The organism is Chloroflexota bacterium, from assembly GCA_014360905.1.
GTDB lineage: Bacteria > Chloroflexota > Anaerolineae > UBA2200 > UBA2200 > JACIWX01.
The window spans coordinates 1-25,452 of the sequence record JACIWW010000002.1 but is presented as its reverse complement, the minus strand read 5'-3'; the positions used below and the strand labels follow the sequence as shown (position 1 = coordinate 25,452).

The window sequence follows — 25,452 nt, the reverse complement described above, 5'->3', positions numbered from 1 at the left end:
CAGGCTGCGCTTGTCCAGCGAGTAGCCCAGGACTGACGCCGTAGGTGTGGCACAAGCGCAGGCAGGCGTTGACTTTCATCAGACCTGCAGTATAATCCCTCGCATACGAGGGATGAACAAGGACAAGATTCCTTTTTCACAGCGAATTCAGAGTTTGATCTCCGGCCAATGTTTTCTGCTGCTTGCAGTCACTGCATTGGCAGCTTTGCTGAGGTTGTATGCCCTTCATCGCCTGCCTCCGGGCTTATATCACGATGAGGCCTACAATGGATTGGATGCTCTTGGCGTTCTCCATGGATTGCGACCGATTTTCTTCGAGGCTAATAACGGTCGTGAGCCGTTGTTCATCTATCTCGTAGCACTGTCGGTGTCGTTTCTGGGACGCAGTCCCCTGGCCATTCGTCTGGTTTCCGCCCTTTTTGGCATTTTCACCGTCCCTGCTGCATATCTAATGGCACGAGAGTTGTTGGGACGGCGGGTAGCACTGTTTACCGCTCTGGTAACCTCCCTTACATTCTGGCATCTCAACCTCAGCCGCGTGGGCTTTCGCGCAGTGAGCTTGCCCTTGCTGGCGGCGTTATGCCTGTGGCTATTCGCGTGCGGATTGCACAAGAGACGGTGGTACTATTTTGCGCTATGTGGATTTTTCCTTGGACTGAGCTTTTATACTTATTTGGCTGCACGCTTTTTGCCGATTTTCTTCCTGCTATTGATCGCTTACTTGTTTTGGCGCCGCCAATCAATTGGGTGGAGCAGGCTGCTGCTCTTATGCGCTGTCGCTTTCGTTACGGCTTGGCCCTTGTTCCTCTACGCCCTAGGGCATCCGGACTCGTTTCTGGTACGCCCATCACAGGTTTCTATATTCAACCCACTGATCAACCAGGGCGATGTGACCGGCACTTTATTGCGCCACCTGGGCAAGACCCTCGGCATGTTTATTTGGCGTGGCGATTTCATCCCTCGCCACAACATGCCTTATCGCCCTGTCTTTGACCCACTCATGGGGTTGCTTTTTCTGCTGGGTTTAGGCATTAGTTTGGCCCGTGCGCGCAAGCATCTGGAATCTGCACTCTTGTTGATTTACTGCTTCATCATGCTGACCCCAACGATATTGGCTGAGGATGCCCCCCATTTCCTTCGTGCTGTGGGCGTTCTACCGGTGCTCTTTGTCTTGCCCGCTATCGGATTGAACATGGTATGGGAGGCCGTGCAAGCCCGTACTTCGCGCCTGGCAGCAACACTATTGGCCGTTTTGCTTATTGGGATAAGCCTTTGTGCAACCGTAAACGATTATTTTCTCCGCCATGTCCGAAGCGAAACAGTTTACTATCACTTCGAGGCTGGAGCAGTAGAGCTGGCTGCAGAGATCAATCGCTTCACCGGCAGTGGCTGGAGCAGTGGGGCAGGATTGCGCGTGTCAGCATCCCCGGCATTGCCCCAGCGACGTGTGTATCTAGATCCACGTTTGTGGCGCGATTGGGCAAGCCTTCGTTACTTGGTACCAGAGTCAACAAGCGTTGTTTTGTTGGAAAGCGATGCCTCGCAACTGCCGCCAGTAGAAAGCATTTGGCTAATTGTCTGGCCGTATACAGAATACAACTCCTACCTGTCCTTGCTTCCAGCGGGAAGTCTGATCTCCGCCCGCGAAGGGCCATGGGAACGGGGCGATCTCGAACGCGATGCGCGCCTCTTGTGCATCATCTATGGAGCTGAACCTGCTAGCCAGGTGCCGGCGAACCTGCAGGCGCGCTTCGAACAAGGGATAGAGCTACTAGGCTACGAGATGAGACAGGAGTCCAAGGGCATCAATCTGCGTTTGTTTTGGCGTGCGGAAGCGACATTGGACACCGACTACACCGTCTTTGTGCATCTGAAACAGGGCGATCACATCGTGGCGCAAAGCGATTCTTACCCGGTGCAGGGATATTATCCAACCCACGTGTGGCGGCCTGGGGATGTCGTAGCTGATGACCATCTATTGACCACCCTGCCAAGTCAGGGCCAAGGTTACTTCATCGCCGTTGGGTTATACGATTTGCACACCATGATCAATTTACAAGTGCTCGATGAAAATGGCCAACCCCGCGCCAATGCAGTTACGATTCCGCTTCCCTAGCCTGGACTTGAACGGTACCAACAATTGCGTGGTCCAAACCATTGGGCAAGGGCAGCCTCGCATTGTCCTCAGGATCGTACAGACCTACCACGAGGCGCAAAGTCCCAGCGATATCTGCCGGTATCCAGAGCCCATGATTGTCCATGATTTGCTCACCAACAGCCCAACTCGGGGTAGGACGAAGCTCATTGACCGGAACTGAATCGTGCTGAGTGACCAGATGCCCATCCATGGCGTAGAGATGCACAAAGACTTTGTAGTTTTGTGGTATGCTCTCTAGTGCTGTCCAGATCAGGCGCACGTTCACGCGATCCCCTGCCTGAGTACGCGGGGTAAAGAGCACCTTTTCTAGGCGAATCCGTCCGTCAAAAGTGAGTCCAGGTTCAAGCTGCATGGTCTCGGCCGTCGGTGTGAGGTACTGCATGTAGAGCGTATCCTCGCGCCATTCGCCAAAAGCAGGGAACAGGTTCAAATCAAGCCATTCCTTAAGGGCAAAGTTTGCTGCTACTGTACCTTTGTACAAGACAAACCAGAGACGATGGTGCTGGCTGGCTGCTGGTAGCACTCGGTTGTCCAACGCTGGCTGGAGTGGTTCGATTACCGGATCCCAGCGCAGCACATAAGACCAAGCTGGGTCATCAGATGTACGAAAGCGCTCGTAAAGGCCGGCCAGGCTCAGCACATTGAAAAAGACCACATCATCGGGGGACGTCTTATCCTGCAGGTAGCGGTAATCGGCTTGGGGATCAAAGGCTACAGATACTTCGTAGGCCTTCGCATACACATAATGGTTGAGGGTGGGAAACATGGCTATGGCTAATAGAAACATCCCTAACATGCCCAGCCACTTAGCCCGCTCCCAATATGTGTTTAGCGCCCAAGCGATACCAAGAGCCAGAAAAGGACTAGCGGAGATCAAATAACGTGCGGCGAACATATGCGCTCTAGCGCCAAGGGAAACCGCACCTAGGGTCAGCGCAATAACCAAGAGGGGAAATGCCAGAAGACATGCGGATTGCACTTTGTCTCTCGCCAGGAGAATTGCCACCACCGGCAAAGCGAGGACTACGTACACGGCTATCCAGCCACTGCCATAAGCAAACACCAGGCCAAACACCCCATCGGATAGATGACGAAAAACGTCCGCTAGAGTAAGGACCAAGCCTGTGCGACTCTGGATACGCTCCAGCAAGGAAGGGACAGCGCACAGCAACCAAGGGGTATAGAGCAGAGCAATAGCCAGCGCAGAAGCCCAGAGAAAGCGCAAACGAGCAGGACGGATAACCATCAAAGCGTAGATAAAGCTTGCTACCAGGACAAAAACGGTATAGTAAAACGTATAGAGCGCAAGCGTGGCACTCAGCACAAATGCGATGTAGAAACCACGTCGCTCTGTCTCTAGGGCCCTAAGGAGAGCATACGTTGCCAGCAGGCTGAGGGCTACGCAAAGCGAGAACATCCGTGCAACTTGAGCATAATAAACCAAAAATGGGGACAAGGCGGTGACGAAAGCAGCTAGGAGGCCAACGTGCCCCTTGCTCTGACCAGTGTTGCTACGAATCCAGGCTAGCGCGACGACATAGGACAAGGGGATAGCCACAAGACCAGCTGCAACGGAGAGAAAGCGCATCAGCAGCTCACTTCGGCCCAGGTTTAACCAAATCTTGAAAACCCAGTAATAGAAAGGGGGGTGCACATCCAAGGCCGTGATGCGGTTGATCTCTGTCCAATCCAAGCTGCTCAAACCTATGCTCCAGCCCTCATCCCAACTTAGAGGCTGCTGACCCAAGCGATACATGCGCAGGGCAAAGGCAACAAGGACCACCGCGACTAATACCACTGTGCTGAAAAAACGCTCTCGAGAGAGATTTTGCATTTTGCTCCACACCTAAGCCATGAGTATAATTATTTTACATCGTGCATCCAAACGTCAGGAGGTAGAAATTCATCAATGTCGCTGAGATGCCTGGTTCGTACCCTAGTAGTTTCATGGCTCATATTCGCCTGCTCACTGCTGTGGCCGATCCTCACGTGGGTTGAATCGGCGGCTCAAGGGGAGTGCCCCGGCAATGCTTTGCTCAATCCAGGTTTCGAGGAAGGCTTCAGTGATCGTGGTGCGGGTGAAGTATCTGTTGCCAACGGGTGGCACCCATGGTGGCAGGATGGCCCTGGGCAAATGCAAGGATACTACTGCCGGCCCGAGTACAAGCCTGAGGATGCTGCCCGTTATGGCAGGCGTCGGGTGCGCAGTGGAAACTTTGCGCAAAAGTTTTTCACTACCTTCGCTACGCATAACGCTGGCCTTCTCCAACAAGTGCAAGTCCCGGTAGGGAGCAAGCTCACTTTCTCGGCCTGGGTACAAGCCTGGAGTAGCCAGGATCCCAACCCGGATACAGTAGTTAGTCCGGGGAATTACCGCGTTTATGTGGGTATAGACCCTACCGGTGGTACAGACTGGAACTCACCGAACGTTGTCTGGTCAGAACCGCGTATGGAGTATAACACCTGGATGCAATTGGAGGTCCGGGCTGTCGCCAAAGCCAGTACAATCACTGTCTTCTTGCGCGGCCAACCTGAGTTTCGCGTCCAATTCAATGATTCCTACTGGGACGATGTGTGCTTGACTGTGGTGCGTCCTGCGACGGCAACGCCGCGTCCCACGAACACCCCAAAAGATACTCCAACGCCCACGCTCACTGCTACACCGACTATGACGCCTACACCTACCCCCACCCCGACACCAGCTCCTGGGCAGGTATGCGTGAGCACTTTTGGCGATGACAACCACAACGGCCGGCACGACGAGGGTGAAGATCTGATTGCTGGGTCTGTCATCTCCTTGTTCGACAGCAACTGGCTGGAATTGGAGAGTTACATGACAGATGGTCTGAGCGAGCCTTACTGCTTCACGGGATTGGCAGAGGGCACCTATTTCCTCAAGCGACAGAATCCGCCAGGCTATGTGTCCACTGTCCCCGATGATTGGGCGTTAGCCATTGTACCTGGCGGGAGGACCGTGGTTGAGTTGGGGGCATATTTCCAACCCACGCCAACGGCTACTGCTACAGCTACGCCTACAGCAACACCAACTGCTACCCCGACGCCTAGACCGATTGTGAAAGAAATGGTGCGGGCTACTTATCAAGTAAGTGGCATCATTTTAGCTGCTTTAGCACTGGCTATACCTGTTGCGTTGCATTACTTGCGAAGGCAACTGTGACCGCTCTAAGGCCGAAAGAGAGAAGCAAGACTTGGTTTTGGGACAAGTCTTTATGGGAGTGGGGGCTAGTTATTGCACTGGCTCTTATTCCTGCTTTCCCTCTGCTCTTTGGCAATGGGCTGGTGAACACGCGGGCTGGTGGTGATAGCCCGTTTTTGCTGGTGCGCGTGCAACAACTTGTGCTCAACCTCAGGGCAGGCATATTTCCTGCGCGATGGATGCCTAATGCTGCCTACGGCCTGGGCTATCCCTTTTTCAACTTCTATGCTTCATTGCCATATTACCTTGCCGCTGCATGGAAACTGGTGGGCTTGAGCTACATCTGGGCAATCAAACTAACGCAGGCGCTCGGCTTCGTCTTTGCGTCTGTAGCCGTCTATGCCTTGAGCTGCGAGCTAGGGCACTGCCCAGCTGCTAGTCTATGTGCGGCACTGGTCTATTCGTGCGCTCCTTTTCACCTGGTCAATGTCTATGTACGCGGGGATTCCCTCTCCGAGTTTTACGCCTTTATCTTCTTCCCTTTTATCCTCTGGTCCCTGTTACGCCTGCAGAAACAACTCCAGCAGGAGACCGCCTCGCTACTACGTGCGGTTGCCATGGTTGCTTTGTCTTATGCAGGTCTGATCCTTACGCACAACATCTCTGCTCTGATTTTCAGCCCGTTTGTTTTGCTCTATGTCGTATGGCTAATATGGACTGGTCGGAGCAAGTCGCGATATGCTATGGCCAGTTTATTGGCGCTTGGTATCGGCATACTGCTGAGTGCCTGGTTCTGGCTGCCAGCCTTGACTGAGACGAAATACGTATATCTGAAAGATATGACCACCGGCTATTTTAACTATGCATTACATTTCCGCAGCCTGGACCTGGTGCAACGTAGTTTTATCTTCGATTACGCTATCACGGCGGACAAGCAACCCTTCTGCATGGGTCTGGTTCAGGCTGTGTTGGCGGCATCCGGGGTATTGACCATCGTATTCTGGTGGATTCGACGGCGCCGTATCGAAGCCCAAAGCGCTTTTGTCACGCTCTTTTTCATGTCCGCCACCTGGATGATCACACCGCTCTCCCGGCCACTGTGGGATCATCTTCCGCTGTTGCCCATAGTGCAATTCCCCTGGCGTTTCCTGTCATTGCAAGCACTCGCAATCAGCCTCCTCGTAGCCTATCTTATCCCAAGGCGGTCAAGACAAAACCTGTGGGTAGCGTTCTTGTTGAGTTCGCTTGTCTTGCTCTCTGCCCTTGCCGGATTGCATCCAGAACGGCTCCTCATTAATGAAAGCGATATTACTACACAGCGGCTGATGTTGTACGAGTACTTCACAGCGAACGTTGGCACAACAATCCGTAACGATTACTTGCCGCGTTGGGTTGACCCACGACCTTTCACTTCAGAAGTATTTTGGCAGGGTGAATCAAAACCTACCCCCTTGGTCATAGAGGGTCAAATCGCATGGGCAAATCCTCTCGTGGTGGGACCCACATCCGAACGTTGGGTCATTGAAGTGATCTCACCTGAAGCACTTCTGGCTTTTCATACGTATTACTACCCCGGCTGGGAAGCTTTAATAGATGGGCAGCGCGTGGCAATAGAAGCATTCCCAGGTCTGGGATACATCGGGCTACGTCTAGGACAGGGTCAGCATGAGATATTTTTGCGCCTGGGACGCACGAGGATACAACTTGGCGCCGAAATCCTCTCAACGCTAGCCTCGATCCTGATTTTGTTTTTGTTCATCCGAGAAGTACGGTTCAGCCGGCGTTTGCTCGTGATCATCACAGTCATCTTGACGACACTTCTAACAATGGCTATGCATGTACAGTCTTCTGCCGATGAAAGCGACCTAGCAATCACAAGGAGTGCTTCTGCAGAACGATTGGACCTGACGATGGACTTTGACCGCATCCCTTACCTGCATCACAACCCAGATGGCGTCCGCTTTGGTGATGCGGCGAAATTCATATCCTATGAGCTTTCAGCTTCAGAGGCTCAAGCTGGCGAGAGCCTGACCATTACCACGTACTGGAGCAGCGTCCAACGCGCCGACTTGGTAGTTAAGATCGCGCTCGTCTCACCTGCACAACACCTCTTTGCTGCGCCACAGGCGGTGGTAGCCATAGAGGAACCGCTTGTCGCTAACACCATCACGCATGTTTTGCCCATTCCATTGAGCACAATGCGGGGAATCTACCTCCTGAGCGTTCAAGTATATACCCCGGAGGGAGAAATCCGACCCATCACTGCGCGTGGTGAAACGCTAGGTACAACCTATCTGCTGCCGGTGCGCATTAATAACCAAATACTGTCCTCTACGGATGAACCAATTTTGCAAAAGTTTGGCGAGTGCATTGCTCTCTCCAGAGCGCAGACCACCCAAAACACGCCGGGCTCGATAGAGGTGATGCTAACCTGGCGAGTTCTCGCCACACCTCCTCAGAATTACAAGATCGCCCTGCGCCTGAAAGATCCATCAGGCTGGGATGTGGCCAGACTGGATACCCAACCAGGCTATGGTTTCTATCCGACTGGCATGTGGCATCCCGGAGAATTGGTCCACGATCATTACACCCTCGCGCTCGATGATGGAACACCACCGGGTACATCGTACAGCCTCCAAGTAACGCTCTACGAATCTGCTTCATTGCGACCCATTAGCACGGCAATGATCCCCAACGTCCGCGTTACTTATCCCACAGTACGCCGCGATTATCCAGTGCTGCACCACTTCAACCCGACTCTTGCGTTGAGTGCGGCTCAGTTGTCCGCTCTCGCACTGGAGCAAGGTGCAAAATTGACGATTTCGCTCAAGTGGGCTGCCGCAAATCGCATAGAGCAGGACTATGAATATCGCATATTGCTGCGGGACGCAGCGGGAACTGTTCTGTATCAACAGACACTGCCTCTAATCAGTGGCTATGCCAGCTCCCTGTGGCCAAAAGATGCCATTGTTGCCAGCCATTGCACAGTGCAACTGGATCGCGAATTCCCCGTGGGAGAGTATGCTGTAGTGCTCACCGTGCTCGAAACGCGCTCTGGGAAAGAAGAAGGAACCTTTGTTCTGCCGACACCTGTACGAGTTAGCGCAGCGCCACGCAACTTTGTCATACCGCAGATGCAAACAGCGGTCAATGCCGACTTTGGGGGACAGGTTCGTCTATTGGGCTACGATTTGCAACGCACGGGAAGGGAATTGCTCTTGACGTTGCACTGGCAAGCCCTATCTATCATGAACACAGATTACAAAGTATTTGTGCACCTCTTCGATCCAGCGACAGAGAAGATTGTCGCTCAGCAGGACATCCTTGCTGGAGGCGATGCCTACCCGACAACGCGTTGGGTGCCCAGTGAGGTTGTGAGTAGCCGGGTAGCGCTATCCTTGGAAGGGATAGTGTCAGGAACCTATTACCTGGCTGTTGGGCTTTACGACCCTGCCGGACGTTTGCCCATTGCCGCCTCACCCGATTTGGTTGTTTCTGCCGACAGACTGCTGCTGAAGGAGGCGATCCAACCTTAAGAGAGTCACATTCCCACTTGGCTAAGAGCGGAATGCATGCACCCGGGCTTTAGCGATGGCACGAGACTTCTACTTCCCCCAGCTCAATCCGAGTCCCCTGTCCCAGGCGTGCCAGACGTTCGTCCAGTATCGGCAGGAGTCTCATCGTGAAGGCATCGTAAACTGTCAGATGCAGCACGCCATGTCCAGTAGCAATCGGCGGCAAGTGCAAATCGTGGTCATCAAAAACGGTAACGCCACGGATCCACTTCAGTGTCGGTATCGCTCCTAGCGCAGGTGTTCCATCGTGTTGAGCACGCCACGTGCCGTTTACCCCCACAATGCTCACAGAAACGGTATAGTCGTTGGTAATAGGCTTGGCACCCACAAAAGTGGCCCGTGCATGCAACGGATCGTCATAGCACAAGCCGAGCGGGTATTCTGCCCTTACCAAGATCATCTCGCCGCCCAAAGGGATGTACCTCGCATCTGCCCATGGCATTGGCAGGTTCACCCGAGAACCAAGGGGAATCTTCCAAGGCCCCAACCAGGCGCTGGAAGCACCAGCGACAGTTTGTACCTCTAAGGCCAGACTCGCTGCTTCAGCCGGCAAGTCGTGCGCCGTTGTACAATAGGTGCCCTTAGGTAGAGCAGGCAAGGCAGCCATGGCTAAAGGGGAGCCCTTTGAGAACACCACTGCTCGCCATTGCTCTGTCACTGTGTGATCAGCGCGCCAGTGCAAATATACACGGAGCTGATCCGGTAGGCTGCGATCATAATCCGCCCCTAATAGGGTATAGCCACAGGCAAATGGGCGATACAACTCGTGCAATGTCACCGGGGCGGCATCCGAGGGTTCAACTGCTACTTCAGTCAGACTCACCATATCACCGCCATCAGCAGTCGTTAGCCTTTGCCAGCCGCCTCCAGCCAGGGTGATATAGACTCCAAAGATCAGTCGGTAGTGCCCAGGCCTTGCTGTGGGCAATAAGGGAATGCGGTATTCATCTACAACCACTTGGCTAACTTCGTAACGCGCAGCAGGATGAGTAGTATCCCCTTGGCCTAAAACTGTGCCTGTCTCATCCACCAGATGAACGAAGAACGAGTAATCACGCTCCAGCCTGACTATCGGACGCCAATAGGTGCGCAAGATCAGCGTGTCTGCCGGAGAGACAATGCTCTTCTCAAGTCGGTAGCCCACTAGTTCAATACGGTTATCGAATGACATCGTTGAGGCAAGGGCTTCGCCTGGTATTTGGTAAATGGGTGCAGTTTGCACCGCAAAAGCCCCAGCGAAGGGTTGAAATGTATAAGGGGTATCCTGAAACTCGGGATAATAGTTGGTGACAATCGTCGGGCACTTGGCCACAATGCTCTTCAAGCGCCGTAACCAGGTTTGAGCAATTGGTTCTGCTCCCTCTGGATAGACGTAGAGCACTTCCACGTCAGGACGCACTTTCTCGACGCGCTGAAGATACCAAAGGGGCGTCGCATAGTGCCAATTGGCCAGGATACAAGCCCCTTGGGGGGCTTCAGCAAGCAAACCTTCTGCATATTGGCGCGCAGATACATCTCGACTCAGTTGCCTGAAGCTGGGGTAGTTGCGCCAGAGCATCACAGCAGGTACCAGCATGGCTATAGCCAACACCAGAGATGAAAGGGAGCGAAGGCGCAGCAAGCCGCTGAATGACCACGCCCCATAGGCGCAGATGAATGCCAACGCAACGTAAGCGGGCATCAGATATTCCACAGTTTGTGGGGCACGGTAAGTAGCTGCAGTTAACGCATTGACCAAAAAGACACCGCCATAGAGCAGCAACAGCTTTTTCCGGCGTAGCAACAGACTGCCTGTGCCGACAATGCCCCAAACCAGCCAAATGGACGTAAATTCAAGGGCTAGGATATTCCCCAACACCCTGAGCCTAGCCAGCAACACAGAGGGCTGAACGAAATAGAACATATCCCCACGAAAGCCCAGGGCCAAAACATGGTTCAGGAATCCAGACAGACTACGGATGGGCTGTGGGTCAAAGGGCGCACCCATTGCGCTGCGCAGAGGGAGATAGAGCAGAATGGACAAGGACAGCAGAAAAGCCAGCAAGGGGCGCAGCCATACACGAGGCTTGCGCAATAGCGCAGGATCAGAAAGCAGCAGAAAAACTATATAGGGTGGTGCCAATAGAAGGAGCGAACTGTGATGAGTCAAGCCCAGACCCAGCACGAAGGCAAAGACTAGCAAGTAGTTGGGCTGTTTCTTCTCAGCATAAGCAACAAGAGCATGCAATTGCAGGGCGGTGAACAGCGCAGTTAAACTGCGGATATTTGCCGTCGTGCTCTGCGCCCAGAAGGTAGGGGCGACGCCAAGCATTGCGGCTGCAATCCAGCCGGCCATGCCCGATCCCGTAACGCACCTGACTGTAGAGCTCAGTGTTAACAAAGCGAACGCGCTGGTTACGGCAGAAAGCAGATTCACACGATGGGCAATATCTCCCCATGGGATGAAGGTAAACAACTTGGCTAGCATAGTGTAAAAGGGATACCCTGGGGGGTGAGCGATGCCTAAGACGTGGGCAACGAGCTGAAATTCACCGCTATCGGCCGGCAAGATAGTGGGGGCGAGTGTGTGTACATATAAAACCAAGCATGCGATAAAAAGTATCCCGTCTTTCAGCGATGGATGCATTTGGCGCATGTTGCTGTGTGCAAAAGCGATGATAGCAATGAACCCAATGCTGCAGGCCAAAGTAGGACTCTGCCAAGGCCAGAGGATATAGAGGTAAAGAATCAAGAATGGAGAGGAATCTAAAGGGCGCTTACGACCCCATAGAATCAACGAACCCCCTGCCAATACCGCTATAGCGGCGCTGGCGAGCCATAGAAGCAGGAAGGGAATGGGGTATGGAAACACCTCCACGAATATTCGGCTCACATAGAAGCCCAGTGCCAGTACAGATAGCAATGGTAGATAGGGGCGAACTGTGTCACGACCCCACTGGCGCTCGCCCTTCTCACTCCTCCAGAGATGCTCAATCTTGGCGAGCAGCGTGTTCACCTCCCCTAGTACATGTCCCAGGACATATCATCGGTGCGGAGCACGAAACAGGTGACCCCATCCCAGAACAAAACGCCGCGTTCGAAGTCTTGCAATGCTCCATTGAAATGGACAATAGGATCCTTCTGGCCCTTGGGATTCTGAAGCACTGCCCATCCCAGGCGTTCCCGCAGCCAAGCGTTCTCGCGCCAAATCTTGCCAAACCTTCCCGTAGGCTGGGCATAGATCGGCCCGCCAGGCATGGGTGTCGGTTCAATTACAGCCGGGGAAACCTCTGCATCAGAAGGCTGAAAGGTGTCCACGAAGGCTCCCCAGCCCTCAGCCTGCGTTCTCTCGAAAAGCACATAAATCAGTCCGCTATCTGGGCGCCACAGCATGCGCCCATTTTGGAAGTATACTTCCTCACCTTGCACCCCGATTTGCTCCCCAACCGGGCAGCCCAGCCGCGTGCGCACAGGGTCGTTTCTCCACACATCCCCTAAACCCCACATGGGAGTGGCAAGGCAAGTAGGTTCAGGCAATGGCAAACCAAAAGTGGGGGTGGGTGAGGACAAGGGGGCAGCAGAAGGCATCGGAGTATTGGTTGGCACGGGTGTAAGGAGCACAGGTGCCAGCGTTGGTGTAGGAATGGATTCAACTAGAGTGGAATCGAGTAGCCCAGGTGTCTGCCCGGGAAAACGCAAGGCGCCGCATCCTGTCAGTACAGCCAGTAAAAACAAAAGAAGGCCCAACCCTGCTTGGGTCCAATCCAATCTGGACCTGTGCTCAGGAGCTCCCATAGCGGATTCACCGGTTCCCTTTCAACAGGTCGAACCACTCTGGCCAGTGGGAAAGCGATGAAGCAGCAAGTGCTTCGGGCTGAGACACCAAGGTTGGGGTCGTGAGCATGATAGGACGGCTTCGGAAGATCGAGATGATTGGGTTTTCGCCCGGTTTGACCCATTTGTACTGCTCGCGTGCTACCTCTTCTATATATTCTGGAGTTTGCACATGTTCCAGGCGCTTCTTGAGGCTTTCCTGCTCTTCTCGCAGCGCGGCAACTTCTGCACGCAGCACGGCATTGTATCGCTGTACGCGATATCCTTCCACTGCCTTACCACCAAATGCAAGGACGAAGAAAACGGCGGCAATAGCAGCAAGCACGGTTATGATATCGGTTTGTGGAATTGGCAAACGTTGTCTTCCGTTCCTCATTGTCCACACCCCAGCATACAATAATTTTGCAAAGAAGATGACTGCTTTACCAAGCTCTTATGCTAAAATAATATACCCATTTTGCTATGGAGTCAATTCGGTGTACACGGCTGCAGATTCTCTTGAACAGGCATTTGCTCGCTCACGCTGCCAGTGCTACAATGTAAGCGCCGTGATAGATATTGGATGAAGCAAGGGAAAGACCGCTGCGATACGGTTTTGACAGGAACAAGCCTTGTTGCGGGCAAGTCAGTACTATGGTTATTAAAGGAGGAGACATGAGCAAGGCAAAGGGTAACCTCGTCGTTGGGCAGTCTGGCGGGCCAACAGTAGCCATTAACAACAGTCTATGTGGGGTGATCCACGAGGCAATGGCTCATGATGAGATTGGTGAGATTTACGGCATGTACCGAGGCATCCGCGGTTTGCTGCAGGACCAGTTTATCGATTTGCGACGGCAATCCCCAGAGGTAATTGAGGGTTTGCGCCATACGCCCGGTGCAGCGTTAGGAACCGTGCGCTACAAAGTCACGCCTAAGGATTATGAACGCATTCTGGAAGTGTTGAAGGCACGGAACATTCGCTACCTGCACTATATCGGTGGCAACGATTCAGCGGATACAAGCTGGCAATTGCACAAATTGGCTGCCGATGCAGGCTATGAACTGCATGTCATTGGCGTGCCCAAAACCGTGGACAATGACTTGTGGGCCACCGATCACTGTCCTGGCTATCCCAGCGCCGCGCGCTTTGTGGCCATGGCCGTTCGCGATACCGGGCGGGACACGGAAGCAATGGGACCTGAAAGCCCTGTGAAAATCGTCGAGATCATGGGGCGCAATGCTGGGTGGCTCACCGCAGCGGCGGCATTGGCCAGGGAAGAAGAAGGCGACGCTCCACACCTGGTGTATGTCCCGGAACGGCCGGTCAGCGTGGAACAACTTACGGAAGACGTAAAACGCTGCTACGAAGAACGGGGGCATGTGGTCATTGCCATGAGCGAGGGAGCGCAGGAAGCGCCAGGCAAGACATTGGGCGAGGAGTATGCACCAAAAGAGATCGATGCTTTTGGTCACCGCATGAAAGGCGGCGTAAGCGACTTTGTCGCTACGTTGCTCACTGGGCGATTGGGGCTGAAAGTGCGCTTAGACAAGCCGAACTACATTCAACGCTCCCTGATGATCTGCGCTTCACCAATTGACTTGGAGGAAGCCTACCGGGTTGGGCGACAGGCGGTCAAAGAAGCTGTGGCGGGGCGGGCCGAGGGTATGATCACACTCATCCGTGACCCAGGTCCCGAGTATCACTGCTCTCTGGGCGTCGCCAGCCTAGGAGAAATTGCCAATAAGGAGAGGATGCTGCCGCCTGAATTCATGAACGAAGCAGGGAATTACCCCACCGAGGCTTTTCTGGCCTATGCGCGGCCATTGATTGGCGAACTACAGCCAAAGTATGTGCGCTTGGTGAAGTATTTCGTATAATGCTCCGTGGGATGCTAAAATGGCCCAAAAGCAAGCAGGTGGGGCTCCCGTGCCCAACGTTTGGCAGTATGGGAGCCCTTCGCAACACCTTGTCTTTTAAAAATAGCCTCGCGCGTCCTGCTAAATAACTCCCAACTCCTTGCCTACTTTGGCAAAGGCTTCCAAACCCTGATCCAGGTCATCCTTGCTGTGCGAGGCAGAGATCATGACGCGGATGCGCGCCTTGCCACGTGGCACCGTGGGAAAACCAATGGCCATGGCAAAAACACCATGGTCAAATAGCCTCTTCGAGAACTCCTTGGCTAACGGCGCTTCGCCAAGCATGATAGGGGTAATAGGCGTTACGCTATTGCCCGTGTCAAAACCTAGGCGTTGGACTTCTGCTTTGAAGTAACGGGTGTTCTCCCACAGACGATCCACCAATTCGGTTGAGGATTCCAGGATGTCCACTGCAGCCAGGCAGGCGGCAGTATCGGCAGCAGTTACAGCACTAGAGAAGAGAAAAGGCCGCGCTTTCTGCCGCAAATAGTCCACAATTTTGCGCTTCCCTGCGATAACGCCGCCAACCACGCCGAAAGCCTTGGAAAGCGTGCCAATTTCCACATCAAATTTGCCGTGCAGTCCAAAGTGGTCCACGATGCCTCGACCGCCCCGGCCCAGCACCCCTTCGCCATGGGCATCATCCACCATGGTCAACACACCATAACGTTCGGCAATTTCGTACAATTTGTCCAATGGGGCAATATCGCCATCCATGCTGAACACGCCATCCGTGATCAGCATACCCCGCCGGTAATTGGGCAAGTTCTCCCTGATAACGCGCTCTGCATCGGCTGCATCGCAGTGCTCGTAGACAATGATCTTTGCACCGGATAACCGACAGCCATCGATGATCGAAGCGTGGTTCAGTCGGTCGGAGAAAACGACATCTTCCTTGCCCACCAAGGGCGGAATTGCCGCCTGGTTGGCGCAGAAACCTGACTGCACATAAAGCGCATCCTCCACTCCTTTGAACGCCGCAATACGCCGCTCAAATTCCAGGTGCAGGCTAATCGTACCCGCAATGGAACGCACGGCGGCAGGGCCTACGCCGAATTGGTCAATCGCCTTTTTGGCCGCCTCTTTCATGCGAGGGTGATTGGCCAGGCCCAGATAATTATTGGAGCAAAAATTGAGCACTTGTTTGCCGTCCACGATGAGCCAGGGGCCTTGGGCGCTCTCAATTGTTGGGATACGGATAAACAGCCCTTGCTCCTTCAGGCTGGCAACATCTTCGTCAATGAAAGCCAGCTTATCCTTTTCCATTCCTTTCCCCTCCTAGATCAAGTTATGGACCACACCACGAGCATCTCGCGGTCCATTGCACTCCTTACCTTGCTACCTGTTTCTATAACTTCCCTTCCGCGTGCTTCTTCCCCAACTTCTCCAGCATATCCGCTACCATTGTTGCCAAGTCATAATCCGGTTTCCAGCCCCAATCCCTGCGCGCAGCACTGTCGTCAATGCTCCGTGGCCAAGAATCTGCAATTTGCTGACGAAAGTCAGGATTGTAGGTGCAAGTCAGGTCAGGAATGTGCTTCTTGATTTCGGCCACCAACTCTGCCGGCGAGAAGTTGAACGCAGCCAGGTTGTAGTCGGAATGCCGGGTCAACTGGGAGAGATCCGCTTCCATCAATTGTATGGTGGCCTTGATGCAGTCCGGCATGTACATCATAGGCAAGACGGTGTCTTCTCTCAAAAAGCAATTGTAGCGTTTGTATTTGATGGCCTCATAAAAGATCTCCACCGCATAGTCCGTAGTACCACCGCCTGGCGGTGTCTCGCTGCTGATGATGCCAGGGTAACGGACGCCACGCACATCTACACCAAAACGATAAAAGTAATAGTCGCACAACAGTTCGCCAGCGACCTTGGTCACTCCGTACATGGTTCTAGGGCGAAGAACCGTTTCTTGCGGTGTGTTGTCTCGCGGAGTTTCCGGACCAAAAGCAGCAATGGAACTAGGGCAGAAAACCCGCACGAGTTTGCGCTCGCGTGCCACTTCCAGGACGTTGTACAGTCCATTGATGTTTACATCCCACGCCAGTTGGGGGTTCTTTTCCCCTGCAGCGGAAAGGATGGCAGCCAGGTGATAAATAGTGTCAATGCTGTACTTGTCCACCACCGCTTCGATCGTTTCCCGTCTGGTTACATCAATGAATTCAAAGGGACCTGCGTCACGAAGTTCAGCGCTAGGAGGTTTCCTATGGCCAGCGGCTACGACATTTTCTGCGCCGTATCGTTGTCGCAGTGCCGGTGTCAATTCAGAGCCTATCTGACCAACAGCACCAGTAACCAGAATACGGGGACTTTTGCCTGCAAATGTCTTTTTGGCCATGTTCTCTCCTTTGAGAAATCTTGTATTGCTCTGTCCCTTGAGTATAACACAGGTAACTGTACCTGGCAAAGATCGCGTGGATGCAGATTCAGGGGACTTATTCTGCTACGCTAAATGGCTTGAGCACCGGGCTTCCGCTGTTTATACCAACTAGTTGACTTACTTTTTGTTCCGCTTCATCGAGTTTGCTCTCGCATAGCCTGGCCAGCAGCACACCTTTTTCGAACAAAGCCAGGGATTGCTCCAATGGCAAATCGCCGCTTTCCAAGAGTCGCACGACTTCCTCAAGTTGTTGAAATGCTTGCTCAAAGGTCAGATTGGCTATTTCCTTTCCTTCCATGGGCATTCTCCTTCAGCTTCTCTACTATCCCCTCAATCCACAGTGCTCGTGAAATGACCATCGCTGATGCGAACATCCAGCGCATCCCCAGAAGCCACTTGGGACGTGCTCTTTACCACTACGCCAGTATCACGACGGGATACAACTGCGTAGCCACGATCTAAGATGGATTGTGGGCTCAAGGCCTGCAAACGAAGCCTGAGGCTGGTCACCTGCTGTCGCAGCAGAGTCAGATGATGTTTTTGTGCCCTCCACATTTTTTGGCGTTCTTCGTCTAGACTCTGGCGCCAACTATCCACCATAGCCTTTGGAGAGAACCGACGTAGAACGTCCATCGCGTGCTCCACCTCTCTTAGGTTCTCCGCAAAGCGTCGTTTCATCTGCTGATAGAGGGCATCACGGTACTGCGCAATCTGGGCGTGCAATGCCTGCCGATCAGGTACTGCGAGCTCCGCAGCAGCCGACGGGGTGGGGGCTCGCATATCAGCCACAAAATCTACAATCGTGTAATCCGTTTCATGCCCTATTCCGGAGATAATCGGGATTTTAGAAGCAAATATAGCACGCGCGACTCGTTCGTCATTGAAAGCCCAAAGTTCCTCCAAAGAGCCTCCGCCACGAGCGACAATGATCAAATCCACATCAGCATAGGCATTCAGTGCCTCGATCGCCGCAACAATCTGGGGCGGTGCCTCCTCTCCCTGCACTAACGTCGGCGCGAGAATGACCTCAGCAAGGGGGTAGCGTCTTTGCAGAATGTGCAGGATATCGCGAATAGCTGCTCCAACAGGCGAGGTAACAATGCCCAAACGCCGCGGAAAACGGGGCAAAAGGCGCTTGCGTTCTGGAGCGAACAGTCCCTCCCGTTCCAATTTTTCCTTGAGCGCTAGGAACTGCAGGAACAATGCACCTGTGCCTAGAGGTTGTATCTGATCCACATAGAGTTGGTAGCTGCCCTGTACCTCATAGACCGAGGCGCGGCCGTGCACGATGACTGCATTGCCATTCACTGGTTGATGTTCCAAACGCGGGACCTGGGAACGCCACAGCACGCAGCGCAGTTGCGCATGGGCATCCTTTAGTGTAAAGTAGATATGCCCCGCCGTTGACTGCGTGCAATTGGAGATTTCGCCCTCCACCCACAAATCCTGGAGCAGGGGGTCTATGTCGAACAGGCTTTTAATGTATTGGGTAACCTGGCTAACGGTGTAAATCTGCACGCTCTAACTATACTACATGGGGCAGCGATAGACAAAACACCAGATGCCTGCAAGGAACATGCAAGCATCTGGTGTTATCTGGCGGTAAAAGCGTTACATCACCACAAGATTGATAAGCTCGTCACGCACGTAGACGACCTTGACTACGTTCTTGTTGGCCACGTAGCGCTGCACCTTCTCACTGCCTAGCGCCAATTCCTGTGCTCTTTCTTCGCTCAGCCCCACTGGCACGGATAGACGATCGCGCACTTTGCCATTGACCTGCACAACCAAAGTCACCATTTCCTCCGCCGCTGCTGCTTCATCCCATGCGGGCCAAAACTGAGTATGCACGCTGTAAGAGCCACCGATACGCTCCCATAACTCCTCTGCCAGATGTGGAGCAATCGGAGCTAACATTAGGATGAGGGAGCGCACTGCCTCAGTCCAGGCGTCCGAATGGACAACAGGCGTGTTCTTAGCCTTGAGCAAGTAGTTGTTGAATTCCATTAATGCAGCAATAGCGGTATTGAAGCGAAAAGCTTCCATGTCGTCCGTTACTTTGCGAATGGTCTTGTGCGTCATGCGCCGCAGGGCAGCAACCTCCTCAGAGCTGGCCTGTCGGTCAAAGTGCTTGGGCGGGCTCACCACGGCATCCCAAACCCGGTGCAAGAACCTGTATACTCCCTCGATGCCGCGACTGCTCCAGGGGCCACCAGCCTCCCATGGGCCAATAAACATCAAGTAGGCACGTGTGGTGTCAGCGCCCATGGATTTCACGTAATCATCAGGGTTTACGACATTCCCCCGCGATTTGCTCATCTTCTCATTATCTTCACCCAAGATGATGCCTTGGTTGAACAAGCGCAACATGGGTTCATCGTGATCCAAAATGCCAATGTCTCGGCAGGCCTTGGTGAAGAAACGCGTGTAGAGCAGATGCATCGTGGCATGCTCAATACCACCGGTATACTGATCTACCGGCATCCAATACTTGTAGCGCGCTGGATCAAAGGGGCCTTTGTCATACCCTGGGCTGGTATAGCGCATGTGATACCAGGAGGAACACATAAAAGTGTCCATCGTATCTGTCTCACGTTCTGCAGGGCGGCCGCATCTTGGACAAGTCGTATGTAGGAATCCCTCGTGGTACTTCAGCGGCGATTCACCAGTGGGCAGGAATTCGGCATCCTCTGGCAGCAGCACAGGCAATTGCTCCTCAGGCACAGGCACAATGCCGCAGTCTGGGCAGTAGACAATGGGAATCGGGGCGCCCCAGTAACGCTGTCGCGAGATCAGCCAATCGTGCAACCTGTATTGTACATCACGGTAGCCAATGCCCTGTTTTTCCATCTCATCTGCGATCGCTTCCCAGCCTTCACGGCTTGACATGCCATTGAAGCGCCCGGAATTGACCATCGTCCCCTCACCTACATAAGCGGCCTTCAGTGGTTCTCCATCCCAATCAGGCGGTGCAATCACCACCGGTATAGGCAGGCGATAGCGTCGCGCAAAATCAAAGTCCCGCTCATCGTGGGCCGGAACGCCCATGATAGCACCAGTGCCGTAGGTCATCAACACGTAATCTGCAACGTACAAGGGGACCTTTTCACCGTTCATGGGATTGATGGCATATGTGCCAATAAAGACGCCATCGCGCTCCCTCTCTGTGGATAAGCGATCGATCTCTGCCATGCGCCGTGCTTTGAACTGATACGCCTCGACTTCTGCGCGATGCTCAGGCGTGGTCAATTCATTCACCAGTGGATGCTCCGGTGACAACACGGCAAAAGTCATGCCAAACACCGTATCAGGCCGTGTCGTGAAGACCGGGATCTTTTTTGCTGAACCCTCGATGCCCAATTCAAAGCGCACGCCCTCGCTGCGGCCAATCCAGTTTCTCTGCATGGTCACCACGCGTTCGGGCCAGTCGATCTTGCTGAAATCCAAGAGCTCTTCAGCATACTTGGTGATGCGAAAGAACCACTGCTCCAGATCCTTTTTGATCACTGGCGTGCCGCAACGCTCACAGTGCCGGTCCTCCCCCCATACCTGCTCACGAGCCAGCGATGTGTTGCAATGCGGGCACCAATCCACAGGGGCCATGGCGCGGTAAGCCAGCCCATGCTCATAGAACTTGAGGAAGAACCACTGTGTCCATTTGTAGTAACTCGGGTCGCAGGTGATCGCCTCTCGCTCCCAATCCCACATCGCTCCCATGCTCTTCAGTTGTCCCCGCATGCGTTCGATATTGGCCATCGTCCACTTGTAAGGATGGATCCCGTGCTTAATCGCTGCCTCTTCTGCAGGCAGGCCAAAAGCATCGAACCCTATGGGGAACATGACGTTGTACCCCTTCATGCGGATGTAGCGCGCCTTGGCATCCGATGGCGCCATGGCATACCAGTGACCGATGTGCAAATCACCCGATGTATAAGGGAGCATGGTCAGAAAATAGAATTTCGGTCGAGGGTCATCCTCGCGAGCGTGATATAACTTGTCGGCTTTCCATCTCTTCTGCCATTTGGGTTCAATGACCAATGGGTTATATTTCTCTTTTTTCATGCTAACCTCCATCTCAACCGCTGCTATGAATGCTATAAGAAAAGAGCGCTTCGCACAGGGGCGAAGCGCTCTCCGCGGTACCACCCTGATTGGTAGAAATCGGATTGGGGATGCCAGGCCACAACCTTGTGCCGGTTCCCATGTGTCGGTAAGATGGAGATGAGGGGATTCGAACCCCTGACCTCCTCAATGCCATTGAGGCGCTCTCCCAATTGAGCTACATCCCCACAATACGAATTCTACCCTCTTTGGGCGCGTTAACGGACACCATCCGTCTGGGGCTAACCCTCGCTTTGATCTGCCGTCATCATGGCAGCATCAAGGGGGCTCACCGCAGCAGCTCCCAGGCGAGTTCAGCTCTTGTGCTCCCTCTGGGCACCGCTGCCAGGCTTCCACCTCATTGATGCCTGGCTCTCTGTGAGGGATAGCCTACTACTCCTGTTCGCAGCCTTTGCTTTATACAGGCGGCTATCTACTACATGCCGTCTGTGGAGCTGAGGGGATTCGAACCCCTGACCTCATCAGTGCGATTGACGCGCTCTCCCAACTGAGCTACAGCCCCATTTGCAATCATAAGTATAGTGCAATCGAGCCTGCTTGTCAAATTCACGTTGCGCTTTGCCTTGCAACGTATTATCCGTGCGCATGCTACAGCTCCATAGGGAATAGCGATTGTTTTTAAGCCGATTCAGTGCCCCGGTGCAATATGGATGCGGTTGCTTTTGCTGCCGCATCATCATTCATAACGCAAGGCTTCTATCGGATTGAGACTGGCAGCACGGGCGGCTGGATAGAGTCCGAAGAATAATCCTACCGCCACGGAAAAGGCCACAGCCAAGGCAACTGCTTGCGGAGAAACTGTGGTAACCAAAACACCTGTATTGTTGACTGCCGCAGCAGCCAAAGCGCCAAAACCAATGCCAATGATCCCGCCAATAATGCTCAGTACGATAGCTTCGATCAGGAATTGCACCATGATGTCCCGACGTTTGGCACCCACAGCCTTGCGGATGCCGATTTCTCGCGTCCGCTCCGTCACAGAGACCAACATGATATTCATGATCCCGATGCCACCGACCAGCAGAGAAATAGCCGCAATGGCGCCCAAGAAAATGGTCAGAATATTGGTGACCTGGTTTAACACGCCCAGGATATCCTTCTGACTCGTGACGGTAAAATCATCTTGCTGATACCGAATGCGATGCCTTTGACGGAGCAGTTCAGTGATCTGTTCGATTGCTGCGTCTATCCGATCCTCGCTCACGACTGACGCGTTGATCAAAGATACCGCGCTTCCGCCACCTCTAGCCGTAACTGTTCCGAAAAGGCGCGTTTTTGCTGAGGTGATAGGTACAAAGACCGAAGTGTCAATTGACCCCCCACCACCCTGTTCCACCAAAACACCAATAACGCGAAATGGTATGCGATTGATGCGTATTGTCTGACCCACTGGGCTTTCTGTCTCAAAAAGGTCCAACGCTAACCGGCCACCCAGCACTGCCACCCGTGCCGCCGTGGCCAGGTCCTGGTCATTGAAAAAGTATCCCTGTTCCAGCTCCACCCTTCTGATGAAGGCAAATTCAGGAGTTGTGCCCACCACGCTTGCATTAGTATTGTGGTTTCGGAAGATGATCTGAGCATTGCGTGTTTGCTGTGGTGCCACGGCAGCAACATCCGGGCAATTGGCCGGATCAGCGATGGCTTTGGCATCTTCTAGGGTCAAGCTGGCCAGAGTGCCCATGCCAAAGGATGCACCCCTTTGTGTGAAACTCCCAGGGATGATGAAAATCAAATTCGAGCCAATGCCCTGTATTTGCGCTGTTATCGCTTTCTGCGCGCCCTGGCCGATGGACAAAAGGGCAATCACAGCACCAACGCCAATGATAATGCCCAGCATCGTCAATGCAGAGCGCAACTTGTTGGCAGACAGCCCATGCATGGCTAAGCGGATGCTCTCGACAATATCCATCGTTGTTCCCATCACTCTCTATCGAGTTCCGTGCGGGCAATTTCATCAGCACACGGCACGTCTATTCTTTCCTCGCCCACGACCAGGCCATCCCGTAAGCGCACGATGCGCCTTGTACACGATGCTACGTCTGGGTCATGGGTCACAAAGATGATCGTGATGCCGCGTTCCTGGTTAAGCCGTTGAAAAATGCTAATGATTTCCCTACCGGTTTTGGTGTCCAGATTGCCCGTTGGCTCGTCCGCCAGGATAATCGCAGGCTCATTGACCAACGCACGCGCGATAGCGACACGTTGCTGCTCACCTCCCGACAGCTCGTTCGGCTTGTGATGCAAGCGATCACCAAGACCTACGCTCTGCAGAGCCTCGATCGCTCTCGCCCGTCTTGCGGACATGGACATACCCGCATAGATCATGGGAATCTCCACATTGGCAATGGCGCTAGTCCTTGGCAACAGGTTATAGTTCTGAAAGACGAAGCCAATCTTCTTGTTGCGAATCTCAGCCAGTTGGTTGTCCGTCAGTTGGCTTACCGGTATGCCATCCAGATAGTACTGTCCACTGGTGGGCTGGTCCAGACAACCCACAATATTCATCAGCGTGCTCTTGCCAGAACCAGACGGCCCCATGATAGCCATAAACTCGCCAGGGGCTACTTCGAGGTCTATGCCACGCAAGGCAGGTACTTCAACAGTACCCATTCTGTAGATTTTGGTGACACCTTCCAACTTGATCATTGGGAACGTCCTCCAAATCCGAATGGGGATGCGAATTGCTCCAGGACATTGCGCCGCGGAGCATACACAACCACTTCCTCTCCTTCGCGCAAGCCGCTTACTATTTCTGTAACGAGCTCATTGCTCAACCCAATCGCCACCGAGCGCTGCTCCACTTTACTTCCTGTGAAAACCTCAACCGAGTACCTTGCTGCATTGTCTCGTTTCACGGCGCGGTTAGGTACCACCAGGACCCCTTCTTTCCTGGCTACAACAATGTCCACTATGGCGGTCATGTTGGGCTGGATCGCTACTTCTGCAGAAGTGACCTCGATCTCTACAGCATAGCTAACCACTCCTTGTGATACCGTACCCAGAGGATGAATGCGCGCTACCCTGCCCGTCAGTGTAGCGTCGGGGAAAGCATCCAGTGTAATTATTGCATCCTGTCCCGATTGCACCAGGCCGATATCGGCCTCATCCACGCTAGCGTCAATATAATAATGGGCTAAATCCGCCAGCACGATAACAGGCGTTGCCGCGCTCACTAACTCACCCACCTCTGCTCCTATGGAAAGCACCGTTCCTGAGAAAGGCGCTACAAGGATGGCGTCAGTTAGGCGAAGTTTTGCTTGTTCCAAGGCAGCTTTTGCCTGTTCGACCTGTGCTTCAGCAATCGCTAGTTCTTCTGGAGTTGGATTTCGGCGCAATTTTTCCAACTGAGCCTTGGCTTGGGCTAGCTGAGCAGCAGCACTCTTGAAAGCGGTGTCATCAATCGCCGCTACCTGCAGTTTGTAATTCGCTAATGCCCTCTGGTAGTCAAGAGTTGCCCTTTCGAGGGCTGCTGCCTGTGGCAGCATCCCGATATCGGGGCGCCATGCTACGCGGTCATAGGCTGCCTGCGCATCCTGCAAAGCCAATTCGGCTCTCTTCAAATCTGCCTCTGCCATGGATAACTGCTCATCTTTCAGGTTCAGTTTCTTCTTGGCAGACTCGTATAGCGCTTGCGCACTCTCCAGCGCTGCTTCTGCAGCAGCCAAATCTGCTGCAGATGGCCCAGCCTTGACCTGAGCCAAACGAGCCTGGTTGATCTTCAGCGTAGCCTCCGCCTGGGCTACATTCAATTCTAATTGACGCGTGTCCAACCATGCCAGTTCCTGGCCTGCTTCGACCCTCTGCCCAACCTGTACGTTGATTGCTGCCAGCAAGCCCCCAGATGGGAACACTAAGGTCACTTTCTTTTTTGGCTTTACGCTGCCAGAGGCATTGACGGTAGCCAGAATGGTATCTCGTCGAACTGGAACGGTTTCATACTCAATAGTTGGGGAGGCTCTTTGTCTTGCCACACGTAAGCCTATAAGACCAATAAGAGCCACCACAACAACTGTAATCAACAATCCGATATTTCTTCTTTTCATCGTTGGTTTCCTCTCCTGCTACTACAATGCATCATAATATTTCGCAACGCTAAATATTAATTATACTCCAATTCAAGCAATCGTCAAACAGACCTGCGCTTGCGCCAACAGATCGTTACCAGGTGGTACAGGCGATTTTGACAAAAGGGGGTGCTCCTGTGGTAAAAGAATTGTGGAAACAACTGCACCAGGAGGAGCACCGCCTATGGCCGATCTGGCCTACAGGGAAGTATACGCTATGAACCGCTTTCAGGCAAGAAAACTGCTGCTGCAGACCTATCAAGAAACCAAGAGCATCAGCGCCACTG

16 protein-coding genes and 2 tRNA genes are annotated in these 25,452 nt (G+C 53.4%); 4 read left to right on the top strand and 14 right to left on the bottom strand.

Annotated elements, in window-relative coordinates; translation table 11 throughout:
• Positions 1-112 precede the first annotated feature (112 nt).
• A complete protein-coding gene (locus H5T67_01075; protein MBC7243910.1) occupies positions 113-2,116 on the top strand; it encodes a glycosyltransferase family 39 protein in 2,004 nt (667 codons plus the stop codon).
• Here the strand turns inward: H5T67_01075 and H5T67_01070 are convergent.
• Positions 2,097-3,992 carry a glycosyltransferase family 39 protein gene (locus tag H5T67_01070; protein ID MBC7243909.1) on the bottom strand — a complete coding sequence of 632 codons (1,896 nt, stop codon included), beginning with the start codon at positions 3,990-3,992 and terminating at the stop codon, positions 2,097-2,099. The genes H5T67_01075 and H5T67_01070 overlap by 20 nt on opposite strands.
• A gap of 75 nt (positions 3,993-4,067) precedes the next feature.
• Between H5T67_01070 and H5T67_01065 the strand changes: the two genes are divergently transcribed.
• Both H5T67_01065 and H5T67_01060 read left to right on the top strand, forming a co-directional pair.
• Positions 4,068-5,336: a hypothetical protein gene (locus H5T67_01065; GenBank protein ID MBC7243908.1), complete on the top strand. Its 1,269-nt coding sequence runs from the start codon at positions 4,068-4,070 to the stop codon at positions 5,334-5,336.
• Entirely contained in the window at positions 5,333-8,851 is a 3,519-nt protein-coding gene (locus H5T67_01060; protein ID MBC7243907.1) for a hypothetical protein, read from the top strand. The genes H5T67_01065 and H5T67_01060 overlap by 4 nt, the downstream gene beginning before the upstream one ends.
• Before the next feature lie 49 nt (positions 8,852-8,900).
• Here the strand turns inward: H5T67_01060 and H5T67_01055 are convergent, their stop codons facing one another.
• The 3 genes from H5T67_01055 to H5T67_01045 form a co-directional block, all read right to left on the bottom strand.
• Positions 8,901-11,885, bottom strand: coding sequence for a DUF2723 domain-containing protein (locus H5T67_01055; GenBank protein MBC7243906.1), 2,985 nt, complete (start codon positions 11,883-11,885; stop codon positions 8,901-8,903).
• A 5-nt stretch (positions 11,886-11,890) separates the two neighbouring features.
• The gene (locus tag H5T67_01050) at positions 11,891-12,568 is read right to left on the bottom strand and encodes a hypothetical protein (GenBank protein ID MBC7243905.1); all 678 of its coding nucleotides are present in this window, start codon (positions 12,566-12,568) and stop codon (positions 11,891-11,893) included.
• Between the two features lie 103 nt (positions 12,569-12,671).
• Positions 12,672-13,058, bottom strand: a complete 387-nt coding sequence (locus H5T67_01045) for a septum formation initiator family protein (protein MBC7243904.1) — start codon at positions 13,056-13,058, stop codon at positions 12,672-12,674.
• A 299-nt stretch (positions 13,059-13,357) separates the two neighbouring features.
• On the opposite strand from H5T67_01045, the gene H5T67_01040 reads away from it, so the two are divergent.
• On the top strand, positions 13,358-14,560 hold the full coding sequence (locus H5T67_01040; GenBank protein MBC7243903.1) for a 6-phosphofructokinase: 1,203 nt from the start codon (positions 13,358-13,360) through the stop codon (positions 14,558-14,560).
• 120 nt (positions 14,561-14,680) lie between these two features.
• Here H5T67_01040 and H5T67_01035 read toward each other — a convergent pair whose 3' ends face one another.
• From H5T67_01035 to H5T67_00990, 10 genes are all read right to left on the bottom strand, one after another.
• Entirely contained in the window at positions 14,681-15,865 is a 1,185-nt protein-coding gene (locus H5T67_01035) for a glycine C-acetyltransferase (protein ID MBC7243902.1), read from the bottom strand.
• Positions 15,866-15,947: 82 nt separating this feature from the next.
• Positions 15,948-16,937 carry an L-threonine 3-dehydrogenase gene (locus H5T67_01030; protein MBC7243901.1) on the bottom strand — a complete coding sequence of 330 codons (990 nt, stop codon included), beginning with the start codon at positions 16,935-16,937 and terminating at the stop codon, positions 15,948-15,950.
• Positions 16,938-17,034: 97 nt separating this feature from the next.
• The gene (gene xseB / locus H5T67_01025; protein ID MBC7243900.1) at positions 17,035-17,277 is read right to left on the bottom strand and encodes an exodeoxyribonuclease VII small subunit; all 243 of its coding nucleotides are present in this window, start codon (positions 17,275-17,277) and stop codon (positions 17,035-17,037) included.
• 32 nt (positions 17,278-17,309) lie between these two features.
• The gene (gene xseA, locus H5T67_01020) at positions 17,310-18,497 is read right to left on the bottom strand and encodes an exodeoxyribonuclease VII large subunit (GenBank protein ID MBC7243899.1); all 1,188 of its coding nucleotides are present in this window, start codon (positions 18,495-18,497) and stop codon (positions 17,310-17,312) included.
• A gap of 93 nt (positions 18,498-18,590) precedes the next feature.
• Positions 18,591-21,041: a leucine--tRNA ligase gene (locus H5T67_01015; GenBank protein ID MBC7243898.1), complete on the bottom strand. Its 2,451-nt coding sequence runs from the start codon at positions 21,039-21,041 to the stop codon at positions 18,591-18,593.
• A 154-nt stretch (positions 21,042-21,195) separates the two neighbouring features.
• Positions 21,196-21,268, bottom strand: a tRNA-Ala gene (locus H5T67_01010).
• A 262-nt stretch (positions 21,269-21,530) separates the two neighbouring features.
• Positions 21,531-21,603: transfer RNA gene (locus tag H5T67_01005), tRNA-Ala, on the bottom strand.
• Positions 21,604-21,777: 174 nt separating this feature from the next.
• Entirely contained in the window at positions 21,778-23,010 is a 1,233-nt protein-coding gene (locus tag H5T67_01000; GenBank protein ID MBC7243897.1) for an ABC transporter permease, read from the bottom strand.
• Between the two features lie 11 nt (positions 23,011-23,021).
• A complete protein-coding gene (locus H5T67_00995; protein MBC7243896.1) occupies positions 23,022-23,747 on the bottom strand; it encodes an ABC transporter ATP-binding protein in 726 nt (241 codons plus the stop codon).
• Entirely contained in the window at positions 23,744-25,144 is a 1,401-nt protein-coding gene (locus H5T67_00990) for an efflux RND transporter periplasmic adaptor subunit (protein MBC7243895.1), read from the bottom strand. The genes H5T67_00995 and H5T67_00990 overlap by 4 nt, the downstream gene beginning before the upstream one ends.
• Positions 25,145-25,452: the final 308 nt, after the last annotated feature.